The organism is Neobacillus drentensis, assembly GCF_036962125.1.
GTDB lineage: Bacteria > Bacillota > Bacilli > Bacillales > Cytobacillaceae > Neobacillus > Neobacillus drentensis_B.
Genome location: NZ_JBALOA010000003.1, coordinates 226,469 through 241,083, shown reverse-complemented (window position 1 = coordinate 241,083; position 14,615 = coordinate 226,469). Strand labels below are relative to the sequence as shown.

The 14,615-nt window shown below is 38.2% G+C and carries 15 protein-coding genes, 2 tRNA genes and 1 other RNA gene; 6 read left to right on the top strand and 12 right to left on the bottom strand.

Going from position 1 to position 14,615, the window contains the following annotated elements; all coding sequences use genetic code 11:
- The first annotated feature begins 81 nt into the window (after positions 1–81).
- The 4 genes from V7121_RS03235 to V7121_RS03220 all read left to right on the top strand — a co-directional run bounded on the left by V7121_RS03235 (position 82) and on the right by V7121_RS03220 (position 2,508).
- Positions 82–699, top strand: coding sequence for a TetR/AcrR family transcriptional regulator (locus tag V7121_RS03235; protein ID WP_335493809.1), 618 nt, complete (start codon positions 82–84; stop codon positions 697–699).
- Between the two features lie 206 nt (positions 700–905).
- Positions 906–1,517 (top strand): cell wall hydrolase, encoded by a 612-nt coding sequence (locus V7121_RS03230; RefSeq protein ID WP_335545691.1) that lies wholly within the window; start codon positions 906–908, stop codon positions 1,515–1,517.
- Positions 1,518–1,666: 149 nt separating this feature from the next.
- A complete protein-coding gene (locus tag V7121_RS03225; RefSeq protein WP_335545688.1) occupies positions 1,667–2,071 on the top strand; it encodes a VOC family protein in 405 nt (134 codons plus the stop codon).
- A gap of 116 nt (positions 2,072–2,187) precedes the next feature.
- Positions 2,188–2,508 carry a hypothetical protein gene (locus V7121_RS03220; RefSeq protein ID WP_335545687.1) on the top strand — a complete coding sequence of 107 codons (321 nt, stop codon included), beginning with the start codon at positions 2,188–2,190 and terminating at the stop codon, positions 2,506–2,508.
- A 56-nt stretch (positions 2,509–2,564) separates the two neighbouring features.
- Here the strand turns inward: V7121_RS03220 and ffs are convergent.
- The 12 genes from ffs to V7121_RS03160 form a co-directional block, all read right to left on the bottom strand.
- An RNA gene (ffs, locus tag V7121_RS03215) (signal recognition particle sRNA small type) lies at positions 2,565–2,650 on the bottom strand.
- Positions 2,650–2,721, bottom strand: a tRNA-Asn gene (locus V7121_RS03210). Before V7121_RS03210 ends, ffs begins: the two co-directional genes overlap by 1 nt.
- 35 nt (positions 2,722–2,756) lie before the next feature.
- A tRNA-Thr gene (locus V7121_RS03205) sits at positions 2,757–2,832 on the bottom strand.
- Positions 2,833–3,010: 178 nt separating this feature from the next.
- A complete protein-coding gene (locus tag V7121_RS03200) occupies positions 3,011–3,748 on the bottom strand; it encodes an esterase family protein (protein ID WP_335545685.1) in 738 nt (245 codons plus the stop codon).
- Positions 3,739–4,932, bottom strand: coding sequence for an ATP-grasp domain-containing protein (locus V7121_RS03195; RefSeq protein WP_335545683.1), 1,194 nt, complete (start codon positions 4,930–4,932; stop codon positions 3,739–3,741). The genes V7121_RS03200 and V7121_RS03195 overlap by 10 nt, the downstream gene beginning before the upstream one ends.
- A gap of 135 nt (positions 4,933–5,067) precedes the next feature.
- Positions 5,068–5,898: an alpha/beta hydrolase gene (locus tag V7121_RS03190; RefSeq protein ID WP_335493819.1), complete on the bottom strand. Its 831-nt coding sequence runs from the start codon at positions 5,896–5,898 to the stop codon at positions 5,068–5,070.
- Between the two features lie 232 nt (positions 5,899–6,130).
- Positions 6,131–7,213, bottom strand: a complete 1,083-nt coding sequence (locus V7121_RS03185; protein WP_335545681.1) for a LysM peptidoglycan-binding domain-containing protein — start codon at positions 7,211–7,213, stop codon at positions 6,131–6,133.
- Between the two features lie 286 nt (positions 7,214–7,499).
- Positions 7,500–7,835, bottom strand: coding sequence for an IDEAL domain-containing protein (locus V7121_RS03180; protein WP_335493823.1), 336 nt, complete (start codon positions 7,833–7,835; stop codon positions 7,500–7,502).
- A 107-nt stretch (positions 7,836–7,942) separates the two neighbouring features.
- A complete protein-coding gene (locus V7121_RS03175) occupies positions 7,943–8,356 on the bottom strand; it encodes an RrF2 family transcriptional regulator (protein ID WP_335493825.1) in 414 nt (137 codons plus the stop codon).
- A gap of 151 nt (positions 8,357–8,507) precedes the next feature.
- Positions 8,508–8,642: a BA3454 family stress response protein gene (locus tag V7121_RS03170; protein ID WP_335545678.1), complete on the bottom strand. Its 135-nt coding sequence runs from the start codon at positions 8,640–8,642 to the stop codon at positions 8,508–8,510.
- A gap of 35 nt (positions 8,643–8,677) precedes the next feature.
- On the bottom strand, positions 8,678–9,073 hold the full coding sequence (spxA, locus tag V7121_RS03165) for a transcriptional regulator SpxA (protein WP_335493829.1): 396 nt from the start codon (positions 9,071–9,073) through the stop codon (positions 8,678–8,680).
- A gap of 218 nt (positions 9,074–9,291) precedes the next feature.
- A complete protein-coding gene (locus tag V7121_RS03160; RefSeq protein WP_335545675.1) occupies positions 9,292–10,659 on the bottom strand; it encodes a dipeptidase in 1,368 nt (455 codons plus the stop codon).
- Between the two features lie 157 nt (positions 10,660–10,816).
- On the opposite strand from V7121_RS03160, the gene V7121_RS03155 reads away from it, so the two are divergent.
- Positions 10,817–11,290, top strand: a complete 474-nt coding sequence (locus V7121_RS03155; RefSeq protein ID WP_335493833.1) for a hypothetical protein — start codon at positions 10,817–10,819, stop codon at positions 11,288–11,290.
- 217 nt (positions 11,291–11,507) lie between these two features.
- Positions 11,508–14,543: an efflux RND transporter permease subunit gene (locus V7121_RS03150; RefSeq protein WP_335545673.1), complete on the top strand. Its 3,036-nt coding sequence runs from the start codon at positions 11,508–11,510 to the stop codon at positions 14,541–14,543.
- Positions 14,544–14,615: the final 72 nt, after the last annotated feature.

Below are 14,615 nucleotides of genomic sequence, written 5' to 3'. Positions count from 1 at the left end.
TTCAATAATCAAAAACAACAGATGTGTTGGTTATTGAACACCTTTAATAAATGTGTTGGAAAAAATGAAGGAGGAATTAGTTTGCGAGATCGTACTATGGATATGCGGATTATTCGAACAAAAGAATCTATCCGAGATGCCCTCGTTGAATTGATCGATGAGAAAGGCTTCGAAGCTATTACGGTAAAGGATATTACAACAAGAGCGAAAATTAATAGGGGGACATTTTATGCCCACTATCAAGACAAATTTGATTTAATAACCAAATGTGAGGAAGAAATCATACTGGAGATGTCCAGACTTGCTAAACAGAACTTCCCAAGTGTGATTGCCGCACTGGGAACCAGCTCTCCGACTTTAGCTCCCTTTCCGCTTGCCGTTTTAATATTTGAGTATTTAAATGAAAATAGTGGATTTATGAAAGCTGTGTTAGGTCCAAAAGGCGATTTATCCTTTCAAACAAGACTGAAAAATTTTATGTGGAATACGCTGTTTGGAAATGATGCAACAGCACTTATTAAGGAGGAAAATTTGCTTGTGCCAGGACAATATTTAGCTTCCTATATTGCGTCTGCACATATAGGAGTCATTCAACAATGGCTAGATAGTGGCAGAAAAGAAACTCCGCAAGAAATGGCTCGAATCCTTTCAACCATAACAGTAAACGGCCCCTTCTTTGCAGCTGGGTTAAAAAAATAAATTTGGCAAGTAGATGGGACAGTACCTTAGAGTAATGGTACTGTCCCTTTTTATATCCGAATATAAATATAGCTCCCTATTATTATGAGACAGGATTTTATTTCAATGTAACTAAACTGTAAAACTAAACTCTCTTAATTGTAATACTAATCTATTATTCCCATTCATAGTAATAGTTTTATCGATAGCTAACTAGGAGGACTAAAATGAGAAATCTTACCATCGTATTTCTATTATTCGCTTCACTTTTATTTGCTTCCCCAGCTTTTGCTTTTCCAATTAAACAAGGGGACACACTGTCTAATAGTTTAAGAGTACATAAATTAAATCAAAATGTGATGGAAGCGATCACTCCACACAATGATGAACTTGATCTGCTTTCCATTCGTGTGAAAGCTGCTACCACAAAACAGCATACTACTAGTGAATCCCCCAAAAAAGAATCCGTCAAAATACATCTCTCAAACAATGAAATAGATCTGCTCGCTAGGTTAGTTCGGGCGGAGGCACAGACGGAACCTTACAAAGGAAAGATTGCAGTCGCTTGTGTGGTGCTGAATAGAGTTGAAAGCAGAAAATTTCCGGATACTATAAAAGAAGTTATTTATGCCCCTGGTCAATTTCAACCTGTTAGTAATGGTGAAATCAACAAGCCAGCTGATAAAGAATCTATTAGAGCTGTTAAAGCAGCATTATCTGAAAAACGCCAAATGGCACCAGGAGCCCTATTTTTCTATAACCCGGCGATCGCCACAAGTCGGTGGCTCGATTCAAGAAAAACTACCATGATTATTGGTCGACATGTTTTTAAAAAATAGAAGGAAATATCTTAAGGGGTTTACTTTCGAGGTACAAAAAGACTTCATAAAACTATATGTATTGGCGTTCAAATGCCACTAGTTTATACTGAATTATAAGATTTCATTTAAAGGACCAACAACCAAAATAAAGAAGGAGTGATTATTCAATGAAGCTCGATATCTATGTCAATTATCAAGGAGTTTGCGAGCAGGCTTTTCGGTTCTATGAACAGCATCTCGGAGGCAGAATAACATCGATGATGTCTTTCAAACAACTGCCAGATCCGACGAACGTTCCAGAAGGTCGGGAAAACGATATTCTGCATGCTACCATCGAGATTGGAGACACGGTTCTAAGGGGAGCCGACATTCCCAACGCTGAGCCTATGCGGAGTGTTTATCTGACACTTAGAGTTAACAGTACAGAAGAGGCGGAGAGACTTTATACCTTGCTTTCTGAAGGAGGAGAAATCTTTATGCCCATGGAAGAAACCTTTTTCGCTTTGCGTTTTGCTCAGCTAAGAGACAGGTTTGGAACATCATGGATGCTCCTATGTGAGCGTCATTCATAAAAGCCCATAGTAGACAAAATATTTTAATAAAAAGAGTAATTCAATTGGGAACTAAATTTTCATCTAAAAACGATGTTACCGGTAAATTACGACCAAGTTTAAGGCGGTGAATTGTTATGAGAATAAATTTTCCAGATAAACACTTGGCGGAGATAAAACGAATTGTTCAAAAGGAACTATCTATAAAAGGAATAGAACCTACAGATGAATATCTATTTATCCATTGTTATTCGAAAATACACAAAGAAACCGTCTATTATCATCTGTTCACAGAAAATGATATGTTGATCATCCGCTGCTATGCACGCGTGTTTGATAACTTGGAGCTGGGCGTAACGATCAAACGCACAGCAAAAAATGTATTTGAATTTCTGAAAAACCTAACTGGGTTAGATACCACCATTTATCTAGAAAACGGTGTAGAGGTGAAATTATAATTAAACTTAAACAAAGTCACATCCATTTTTCGGATGTGACTTCGTTATTTTCGTCCTATGTAATAGCCCACACAATTCCACTAGTTATGGCTGCTGCGTTCCCGCCCTGACCAGTTTCCTAGTGCCCTTGTTGGACTATGACTCCGCAGGTAGGACTCGAACCTACGACCGATCGGTTAACAGCCGATAGCTCTACCACTGAGCTACTGCGGAAAAAACAAGTTATTTTGCTATCGCAAAAAAAACTATGGTGCCGGCTAGAGGACTTGAACCCCCAACCTACTGATTACAAGTCAGTTGCTCTACCAATTGAGCTAAACCGGCAAACTTCCTACTTTATATTTCCATAATAATAGGAGAATGTATCTTTTTCAAGATATTTTTTGTGATAAATAATTTAGATGAATATAGAATCTAATAATCTCGTTACAATATCAATTATTTAATACATAAAAGTAAAAAAACACCAGCGACTCAACCATACTGATGTTTTGATATTTTATTAAATTAATTTTCCTAAATAATACGGCATTTGGCGTCGCCACCAAATCCAATCATGAAAAACATCTTCGCCCCACTCATCAAACGACGCTGGAATTTGTTTTTCTTTAAAGGCTTTTTTTAATGTATAGTATGAAGGCAGCCCATCCTGTTCCCAATCACCTAGCCCAGTACAAATAATGATATTTGCTGAACGATATCGATCAATAAACCAGCCGTCATTTTGATTCCATATGTAATCACTCGGTGAGTTTTCGTATACAAGTGAATCATTTCCGTAATCCCCAAAAAAGAAACGCACATCGTAAATCCCGCTAAGTGCAACGGTTGTTTGGAAGACATCCGGATGTCTCAAGAAAAAGTTCAGCGCATGATAGGCCCCCATACTACAACCCGTGGTCATCATCGGATCAAACCAACCTGTTTTATGTTTAATAAAGGGAATCGCTTCTGAAATTACGTAACGGTCATATGCCTCATGAGCCAATGCACGGTCATGGGCTGGTTTTGAGTCATGCAGCCAACTCTCGCTATCGATACTAGTCAATGTAAAAAATTGAACTTTTCCCGATTCAATAAAGTCATGACATACATCAATCATTCCAAAATCATAGTATTCAGTATGCGTCCCTCCAGATGAAGGAAAAACGACAATTGGCATACCGCTGTGTCCATATCTGTTTAATAGCATTTCACGACCTAATTCGCCACTCCAATGGTTTAATTGTTCTATATGCACAGGGGATCTCCTTTTCCTATTTTTCGTTCATGGACGAAACGGATAATTTCATCCACTTCTTCTTGCGAATCTGCATTAATTGCATAAAATTGATTTCCTTGGAGTTCCGCAAACGCATCTGGCATGCGCTGTTCAAACTTCACACGTTCGCCAAATCGTTTATAAATAGCATTCGTATCATGTTTATACACATACATATCACGCTGTGTGATACCGACACAAAACTGGTTTACCTTATCGGACTCCTTAAATTCTCCTCCTGTCACTAGAGAAGCATACTGTGCAAATAAATCAATCGAGTGTGCGAAATTGTACATATCAATCGTATAGCCGCCAGCCAAGCGGTTATTGTATTCAAGTGCCAGATAATCCCCATTTTCTAGTTTAAAAAACTCAATATGGAAAAAGCGTTCTTTCATGCCAAAAGCTTTTACAATCGCCTTTCCATATGTTTCGAGCTTTGGATCCATCTCTTTTTGAATCACATAAGCCATATCCAACTGACCGTTAACGAGTTCCAGTGTTGGCACATTATAGGTAAAGCTAGTTTGGAAAACAATGCTTCCCTTTTGATCTATTAAACCATCAAATGTACAAAGCACGCCTCCTTCGACAAATGGTTCTAAGAAGTATACTTGTGCTTCTCCCCATTCTTCTTCAAAATGTCGGACATCCTCTTCTGAACTTAATTTAAAGGTAGCAGCTGAGCCCACTCCATTATCCGGTTTGGCAATCACTGGCAGTCCTAATTCATCAATGGCTTTAGCTAACTCCTTGTTAGTTTTAACGACTCTTCCTTCTACGACAGGCACTCCTGCTTGTTTAAACAATTTTTTCATTTCAGATTTAAACTTAACTTTTTTCAGGTCATTCGTTTTATTTCCGTACACGTTAAATTGTTCACGCAACTGCGCATCAAGTTCTAACCAGTGTTCATTATTGGATTCAATGCGGTCAATTGGACCATGTTTATAAAATAAAAAGGCAACCGCACGTTTTACTTCATCTACATCTTCTAAATCATTCACACGATAATATTCTGTTAAAGAGTTTTGTAATTCGGAACCTAATTGGTCATATGGCTCTTCGCCAATTCCTAACACATTGACACCTGCGTCTTTTAAACGATGAGCAAATGGTTGAAAATTACTAGGATAGTAAGGTGATATCAAAATATAATTCATAAAAAAAAAGCCCCTTTCTCAGAATGAAAAATATTCATTATTTTCACGACTAAGCTACTATTATTTCAAATTATAATCAATATTCAAAAAAAATAACAGATTCCGATTATTTCAAATATAAATTATTCAGTTCATTTAAGACCACTTCACACTTAAGAAACGTAAACATTCCGGCAAGTGTTTTGCCCAAGCTTTTTCATTATGTTCTTCATCTGCAAAAATGTTTAAACAAATGCTATCAATAGGAACAGTGCCTTTTATCAGTTGTTGATAATACTTAAGCGAGCAATCGATATAGGCCTGTTTCATATTCCCATACATCATTTGTCTATCGGTATCATCGCCTTCCTGAGTCCCAACTTGAATGTACACGCGTTGTTCAGGATCCAATTCTTTTCTAGCAATATAACTGTCAAATGCTTTACTAGTAATCCAATTGGCTAGAGAAAAAATACCTAAACCACCAATTTGATTTTGATATTCAATACCCATAAAAGCTGAAATATTTCCTCCAAGTGAACTGCCCATCATCACTGTATGATATTTATCCGCTTTTGTTCGGTAATGCTTATCGATAAACGGCTTCACGACCGCCATGACAAACTCTGCATACTCCGCCCCTCTTCCGCCTAGTTCAATATCTTCAGGAAGTGGGCTTTCAGTTATTTTCCAAGGCGTATATTCATTAATTCGATCCTGTCCAGCGTTATCTATCCCAACAACAATCATCTTCGGTAAATCGGGGTTTTGTTTAATTGCAGGAATGACTTTCCATGAATACCCGCTATAAGATTCACTACTATAGAAAACATTTTGTCCATCATGCATATAGACCACTGGATAATATAAAGCCTCATCTTTATTATAATCCTTCGGCAATAACACACGCACGCGACGTTCTTCATTTTTATAAGACATATGTAAATGATGTGTTTCTAGTTTTAAATAAAAATAGGATTGATTCATTTAACCTTCCTCACTCTTTTGATATTACATTAAATATACTGAAAATATTTAATCTTCACAATAAAAATCACAAGAAAAATAAGAAGGGAATAAAGCAAAAATTGGCTGGTATGAGTTTGGTTCAATACCGAATCCATACCAGCCAATTAGCTGCTTAATATAAAACTCTAACTTTTCGGGATCACCTCAAATGATCCTCTTTTAACTATTACTCTTTTAGCAGAAGTAGAAGTTACGGCTGTATTTCCCACCATTGCATGTAAGGATAAGGGTCTATCGCCTTACCGTTTGCCCCATAAATTCCAAAATGTAAATGCGGTAGGAATTTTCCGTTTGTGCCTTTTTTTCCATACCCGGTATTTCCAACAAATCCTATCAATTGACCTTTCGAAACTTTTTGTCCTTTTTTCAATCCAGGAGCGTATTGCATGAAATGGGCGTAATAAAGTCGCATTCCATTCTTTGCCTTAATCAGCACTCGATATCCTCCAAGTGTGTTCCAACCAATTTTATCTACAACACCCTCTGTAGCGGAAAATACAGGCACCCATTTTGTCGCCATGATGTCAATTCCTTCGTGTCTTCTTGCCTTCCCGTCTATCGAAAAGGACCTCCCGTCACCGAATCCTCCAGCAAATGGGTCATATGTCTCCTGCGCCAGAGGGAAAACACCAGTTGAAAAGTAGTTTGGCGGCTTGAGTGATGGTTGAAGTGGTAGTATCAGTTTTTGACCCGGAAACACCATTTGCATCGTAAGATCGTTTAACGAGATGATGTCATCCATCGTATTTTCCGTCTTGTGGGCAATCTCCCATATAGAATCCCCAGGTTGAACGATATAAACAGGATCTTTTATATGCAAATGTTGCCCAGGAACAATCAAGTTTGATTTAAGATTGTTCCATTCTTTTAAGTTATCAGTGGTTGTGTTGAAATGTTTGGCAATTGAGGATAGTGTGTCCCCTTTTTCAACACGATAATGTTTTTCTTTGTTATCTTCTTTAGCCAGCCAATATACATCATATACGCTTATGACGAATTTTTTGAGTTTCTTATCATAAGATATCGGCTTCTTTAAGATGAATTTTTTTCCATTTTTAACGGCACTTCTCGATTTGGGTTTGAGACGAATACGGTCGTCTTTTTCTCTTGATATGTAAATACTCCCACCAATTTTTTCCACTTTATAACCCATGGATTGAAAAACCTTTTCTATTGGAACTTCATTAGATGCAGCATTCGCTTGATTACTTTTAAAAGTAGTGCAAAAAAGTGTACCAGCAAGCAGAACTACAGCCATTTTTCGTAAATGCAAATTTATTTCTCCCTTCATCATTAGCAAATTTATCTTTGAGGCAATGGTTGGAAAGTTCGAAGATGACACGTTCGAAATAATTTTTGATAGAATTTATAGCTTTTGCTTCTGTATTTTTCTTTATTACTGGGAATATTATACGCAAATTTACTACCTATTTTTCAAACACAGTGAAATCAACATTCAGTAAAAAAGAGCCAAAAAAGCCTGAATCTTTTATTAATAGATTCAGGCTTATAATCATTTTGATATGCGAGTTAATTTTAGTGGGAAGGATGTGTGAGATTTAATGAACTCTATTAGCAAGCTGCTTCATTGCGTTTAACTCCGAGGATAGAGCCAGGAACCATTCCTTATCCCCTGTTGATAATGCTAAGTCTAGGAGAAATTCAAGCTGTGCCTTATTGGTTACATTTGAAACCGGCATCTTCTTAACTTGTTGGCTTAAAATTGGGATGGTTTTCCCGACCGTTTGGTCATTGTCACTTTTAACTACCTTTACCTTCAACACGCCTTCGATACTTGACAGAGCTTCAACATAACCAATGATTAATTCGCCATCCCAAGATTCCGCCTTAATCCAATCACCTGTATTTAATATGGTGGTATTATTTGACAACATGCCTGATTCACCCTCTTTAATTAGTTTTATGTTACATCTTGCTGAATATGGGTTAAACTGTAACTTTTTTTATTACATTTCAAATAAAAATCAGCAGCCATAAACCGTTATTGCCGCTTATTGACAAGATTAACAATTTCTTTAATTGTATACTCCTTTAGATATTCTCCCATATGCTTTTCCACACCAAAGAAAATACTGCATAGGACTCCTTGCATATTCGCACCTACAATACATTTTTCATTGGATTCAGGACATTTGGGCTTTAGTGCACCTTCTGAGGTGATCTTATAGATATCCCAAAGATTCACTTCACTAAGTTCTAGCGGAAAAATAAATCCACCGCCCGTACCTTCTTTTGATTTAATAAATTTATGTTTTTTTAACAAACTAAGCACTTTTCGAATGCGTACCGGATGGACACCAGCACTTTCAGATATGGCATCACTTGTTGACATGCGGTCTGGCTGTAATGCCAAAAAAGTTAAACTATGAATGGCAAGGGTAAAGTCACTATTCATGAACTTGCCTCCTAAGACAACTTCTTATCTATTTTTACTAATACAAGTATTGTCTGCAGTTTTTATTAAAATTAACAACATACTGTAATGGTAAACATTACAGATAAGGTAGTCAAGCAATTAGCTTTTAAGTTCCTGTTAAACGGGTTATTTACATGCCCCATTGTTTTATGACTTGTTCTTCTGCTATTCGTTTAATGTTTTCCCAGGTCATATCTTTATTCACAATGACATTGGTATGATAGTTTTGATCATTAAATTTTACTTTTACGAATACTTCAATCATCTGATTTACCTCCTTTTAAAAAAATTTAATATAGTTTAATTGGCTTTTTTTTGCAATTCGGTGTACAAATAAGATCGAATTCTACGCGGTAGAAAACTACGAATTTCGTCCTCGTTATAGCCAACCTGTAATCTTTTTTCATCTTGGATAATTGGACGGCGCACCATTTTGGGATGCTCAATGATTAATTTGTACAATTCATTTAGCGGAAGAGATTCGATATTTACGTTTAATTCTTGAAACGCCTTTGAATTCGTGGAAATAATTTCGCTCGTCCCTTCTTCCGTCATACGAAGAATCGATTTAATCTCATCGACTGTAAGGGGATTAGATAAGATATTTCTTTCGATATAATCAATTTGATGTTCCTCAAGCCAAGCCTTTGCTTTTCGACAAGAAGCACAGCTTGGTGTCGTATATATGGTCACCATACTTTTACACCCTCCATCCGTTATTTTGGCCAAACGTTTAAATGTAATAAAAAATATTACAGTTTCTATACTGTAATTTTATTCATTACAGTTAATTTTGTCAAATGTAAAGTTTTGGTTTTAATATGAATCTTTATTAATAGTGGGATTTCAGAGGTTGATGCTGTTATAAAAATCGCCAAGTCACTACTCGTACTAAGAAGTGACTTGGCACTATTTTACTTATTAAGAAGTCCTAAAAAGGAACAAATCGTTAGGATTCCTTTATCAAAGTTTTCCAAGTTAAAGTGTTCGTTTGGTGCATGTAGATTTTCATCTGGCAAACCGAATCCCATTAAGACAACTGGTGCATTTAGGGATTGGCTAAAGTCAGATACAATCGGAATCGAACCGCCTTCTCTTTTGTAGACTGGTGCTTTCCCATAAACGGTTTCATACGCTTCTGCCGCTGTTTGAATCATCGGACTGTCGATTGGCGTTAAGAATGGGTTGCCGGTGTCTTGTAAAGACACGGTTACTGTGCATCCTTTTGGCGTATGCTCTTCCAAGTGTTTTTTGATCAATCCCTGAATCTTTTCTGGATTTTGATTGTGTACCAAACGGCAAGTGATTTTCGCATGGGCCTCGTTCGGGATGACGGTTTTTGTCCCTTCTCCCTGAAATCCGCCCCATAAGCCGTTTACTTCTAATGTAGGCCGGGAACTGATTCTCTCAGGATATGGAAAATTATTTTCCCCTCCCGTAAAATCAGTTAATCCTAATGATTTTTTAAGCTTTTCTTCATCAAATCCTAGTGCTTTAATTTGTTCTTTTTCATAGTCTGTCAATTCCACGACATCATCATAAAAATGGTCCACATTCACTTTTCCAGTGGCATCATGAAGCGTTGAAAGCAATTGGACTAATAAATGGTTGGCGTTCTGGACTCCCCCTCCGAACATGCCTGAGTGTAAATCAGAGTTTGCGGTTTTTAAGGAAAGTTCCAGTGCACAAAGACCTCGTAAAGAATAGGTGATGGCAGGGATGCCTCGGTCCCACATATCTGAATCGGAAATAATGACCACATCACAGGCTAACTTTTCTTTATTTTCTGATAGATACGGTGGAAGATGAGGACTTCCGATTTCCTCCTCTCCTTCGATGCAAAATTTTACGTTTACTGGTAATTTACCTTCTGTTTTTAAAAGTGTTTCGACTGCTTTGATATGTAAGAATGTCTGCCCTTTGTCATCGGTTGCCCCTCTGGCAAAGATCTTTTCATCACGGATCGTTGGTTCAAATGGTGGTGTCTCCCATAAATGAACAGGGTCAACGGGCTGGACATCATAATGGCCGTAAACTAAGACAGTTGGGGCATTTTCCTGATGTAACCAATCCGCATAGATAATTGGATGACCTGCTGTCTGGATAATTTCTACATGTTCCATTCCAATGGTTTCTAGTTTATTGGCAATCCATGAGGCAGCTTTTTGGATGTCCTCTTTATGCTCCGATAAGGAACTGATACTTGGAATCCGGAGCAATTCTTTTAATTCCTCGACATTTTGATGATGCTGATTGGATAACAATTCGGATAATTGACTCATAAACTCACCTTTTCTAGTTTATTTCTACATCTTATTTTATATATAAAGACAGGATTGAATTCAAGTTTTAACACTTGCACCTAAACTACCTGCTACATATTAAGAAAATGACTGGTTAAACTTATGAAGACAAAATAAACAGAGAGGAGCTAAGGCTGTGTCACGGAAACTTGTTACCTTGTTCCTATTTGCCGTTCTACTTTTTGCCGGCGGATTTCATACAGACGGCCAACCACCGCCAGACCCCGCCCAACTGGGGATGGAAGAAGGATATTATGAAGGAATCCGTTCGGGGCTTGAAGACCGCCATAAATTCAGGATATCCCGTGCTTGGCAGCAGATGCCACGATCCCAGCTGAGCTTGGACAACAAGAAGGAAATAGCTCGGCCCCTCATAAAAATAGGACTTCTCAGGCAGGTGTATCTCTCCTTTTCCTCTGGTGAGAAATTCTTCGCCTACCTTCATGCTCATCCGGAAATGAACGCGGTACAGGCAGCCCAGCGGATACTTGGGCAGAAGTTTGTGAAAGCATACGAAAAAAGCTTCCAGAAAGGTTATGAGAAATCCCTCACTGCTCCACCCAAAAAGGCGGCAAGCTATGCGGCCTTTTTGAAGGCGAAAAAAAGATAAGCTTTGAATAAAAGGGCAACCTCGAGGATGCCCTTTTATTCTGCGCCAAAAATTTTTTTTACAATAACAGAGTAAAATTCTTCTTTTTAATAAGTAGGTTACTATTGTTTTATATTTTAGTTAATTTTTTGTAAATTAGGAAAAATACCCTACTAAATCCGGGTAACAGGTGGTATAATTTACCTGCTTTACCATGTTTGTACTAGGAGGGACATTTATGATTTGGTTTACCAAATGGGCATTACGGAATAAATCAGCATTAGCTTTTGCCGTATTTGCCTCAATGATTTTTGGGGTTTTTAGTTATACCACAATTCCAATGGAACTGATGCCAGCTGCGGATCAGCCTTATGTTACTATTTCCGTAGTTGGAAACGGAATGGATGCCGTTAGCATGGATGAACAGGTAACACAGCCAATTGAAAAAGCATTAAATGGCGTGAGAGGGAAAAAAAATGTAGCAGCACAAACAGGAAATAACTTCACACAAATGACCGTCACCTTTGAATCTGACATTAATGTAAAAGAAGCCAAGCAGCAAATACAAGAAAGAATTTCTATGGTTACTCTCCCCAATGGGGTCATGAAACCGTACGTAATTAACCTGAACACCTCTGAAATTCCGATTGTAGAATTAGGTCTTACCTTTGACAAGGAAATTGGCAATCAAGAGCTAAATATCGTAGATAATGAGATTATGCCAATGTTCCAAGACCTAAAAGGTGTTGGCAATGTCATTACAAACGGCGGAAAAAATCAACAAGTGCTAATTAAAGTCGATCCTGCCAAAATAACAGCAGCACAATACCCGCTTGAAAAGCTCTATACTCTTCTTCAAGGAAAAAATGCCTCTGTTGCCGTAGGCGAACAAACCCTCAATAACGAAGCAACAAGTATTATCGTAACAGGAAAAATAGAATCACTTGATGACATCAAAAACATCCAGTTAAATAGTAAGACCAAATTGCAGGATGTTGCTGATGTAAGTATGCAAAAAGATACCAAAAGCATCACCCATTTGAATGGGAAGAATTTTATCGACGTGGTTATTCAAAAGGATTCGACCTCCAATGCCGTAACCCTTGGGAAACAAGTGGAAGATGCCGTCAAAAAGATTAACAAAGACTATGAGGGAACACTGCAAGCAACGATTTTTATGAATTTAGGGAATACCGTTCTTGATTCGATTAATTCAATGACAAGAGAAGTATTGACTGGAGCATTATTTGCGACACTTATTATCTGGTTATTCCTTCGCAGTTTCCGAATGACGCTGATCACGATTGTCAGTATTCCACTGTCACTTTGTCTAACGATGATATTACTTTCCTTCTTCGGAGTTACCTTAAACATCCTCACACTAGGAGGAATTGCAGTATCCGTCGGACGGCTCGTGGATGATAGTATCGTCGTAGTTGAAAATATTTACCGAAGAAAGAAAGATCATAAATTAACCCCAGCATTTCTTATCGAAGCCGTGAAAGAAGTCGGCGCAGCGATTACGTCCTCCACCCTTACAACGGTGGCAGTATTTCTTCCAATGATGCTGGTTTCGGGAGGATTAAGAGATCTTGTTGCCCCGTTCGCCATTACAATTACTTGTTCACTTCTAGCATCCTTGCTTGTTTCGCTGACCGTCGTACCAGCACTCAGCGGCCGGATGATGAAAAAAGTAAAGGTGAAAGAACACAAGAAAAATTCGTTTTACCTATCCCTATTAAAATGGTCGCTTAACCATAAATGGCTTCCTATCATTCTAGTGATTCTCGTAGTGATTGGATCGATTGGATTATTCGTGAGTATGCCAAAAGGGTCTGTTGACCAGAAGGATTCTGCCTACATAGCCATCAGTCTTCGCTATCAAAATGGGACTTCAATAGGTGAAATAAAAGACGGAATTTCAAAAATGGAGAGCATTCTCCAAGATAAAAAAGGGGTTAAAACTCACATTACGATTGCGGGAGTCAATGAAGATGCTGCCCAATACGGCAATCTGCAGGATGCAAACGTGGTTCAATTTATGGTTTTTCCTAAAGATGGGACTGATTCCGCCAATTTTGTAAAAGAGATTCGAAAAACAAAAGATCAGTTCCCGGCAGCAGAATTGACGGCAGACACCGCTGGTTTATTGGGAATCAATAAAACGTCCGTTTCAGTGGATGTCATTGGTAAAAATGAGGACGACATTAAAGACGCAGCTGACATCGTCAAGAAAGAAATACGTACAATTGATGGAGTCCAAAAGGTAGAAAGTAACGATCAAAATACTAAACCTACCGTTAAGATTACCGTGGATTCGAAATTGTCCAACGCACAGGAAATTTCACAGTCGGTTTATGCCATGATCCAGCCAGCTGCGATCGGAAACATCAAAATAGAAGGACGGACGACAACTGTTAAGATAGGCGCCATAAAAGAAATTCAAACGGTGAATGATCTAAAAGATTTGCAGCTTATGACACCAAATGGACCAGTAGCTTTATCTAGTATCGCTAAGATAGAAGAGCGTAAGGAGCCTGGTACCCTCTTTTCAAAAGACGGCCATCATTATCTACAAGTCAGTGCTTTTGTGGATTCAGATAAAATGGTAGATGTGACAGGCAAAATCCAGAAACAGATTGTTGTTTGGGATAAAGATCATACTTTTGGAAAAGGAACTAGTGCAGAAATTACCGGTTCTGCGATGCAATCATCGGATGATTTAGTAGAATTGGGTAAACTGGCAATGTTCTCGATTGGAATTGTGTTTATGATTTTGCTTGTTACCTTAAAATCATTCCGGGCAAGCATTGCCATTCTGATTTCTTTGCCGCTTGCCGCGATTGGTTCGCTATTAGGATTGGTGGTTACTCACTCAAGCATAAATATCTCTTCTGGTATTGGGATGTTGATGCTTGTTGGGATTGTTGTTACCAATGCGATTGTACTAGTGGACCGAATCCGTCATAACGAAGACAGCATGAGTATTCGCGAAGCAATTATGGAAGCGGGAGCGGTCCGTCTACGGCCAATTCTGATGACCGCACTGGCCACTGTATTTGCTATGCTGCCGCTTCTGGTTGCACATGAATCGGCGATGAGTTTAAATCTTGTTTCAAAAGGACTGGCGGTGGTCGTTATATTTGGACTCATCGTGTCCACCCTATTGACACTGATTGTGATTCCAACATTTTATGAGTTATTCCATTTCCGCAAAGCCAAAAAGCAAAGGCGGCATGGGAACCTGGTACCAGGTACTCCTTTAGGACAATAATTACGAAATTAGTAAAAAATAGGATCCCCCTGAAAGGGAATCCTATTTTTTATCTCTATATTTTTTTCTAAA

Excerpts from the sequence above, each read along its gene's own strand:
- V7121_RS03230 (WP_335545691.1), top strand. The coding sequence starts at position 906 with ATGAGAAATCTTACCATCGTATTTCTATTATTCGCTTCACTTTTATTT.
- V7121_RS03225 (WP_335545688.1), top strand. The coding sequence starts at position 1,667 with ATGAAGCTCGATATCTATGTCAATTATCAAGGAGTTTGCGAGCAGGCT.
- V7121_RS03220 (WP_335545687.1), top strand. The coding sequence starts at position 2,188 with ATGAGAATAAATTTTCCAGATAAACACTTGGCGGAGATAAAACGAATT.
- V7121_RS03195 (WP_335545683.1), bottom strand. The coding sequence starts at position 4,932 with ATGAATTATATTTTGATATCACCTTACTATCCTAGTAATTTTCAACCA.
- V7121_RS03190 (WP_335493819.1), bottom strand. The coding sequence starts at position 5,898 with ATGAATCAATCCTATTTTTATTTAAAACTAGAAACACATCATTTACAT.
- V7121_RS03180 (WP_335493823.1), bottom strand. The coding sequence starts at position 7,835 with ATGTTGTCAAATAATACCACCATATTAAATACAGGTGATTGGATTAAG.
- V7121_RS03175 (WP_335493825.1), bottom strand. The coding sequence starts at position 8,356 with ATGAATAGTGACTTTACCCTTGCCATTCATAGTTTAACTTTTTTGGCA.
- V7121_RS03170 (WP_335545678.1), bottom strand. The coding sequence starts at position 8,642 with ATGATTGAAGTATTCGTAAAAGTAAAATTTAATGATCAAAACTATCAT.
- spxA (WP_335493829.1), bottom strand. The coding sequence starts at position 9,073 with ATGGTGACCATATATACGACACCAAGCTGTGCTTCTTGTCGAAAAGCA.
- V7121_RS03160 (WP_335545675.1), bottom strand. The coding sequence starts at position 10,659 with ATGAGTCAATTATCCGAATTGTTATCCAATCAGCATCATCAAAATGTC.
- V7121_RS03150 (WP_335545673.1), top strand. The coding sequence starts at position 11,508 with ATGATTTGGTTTACCAAATGGGCATTACGGAATAAATCAGCATTAGCT.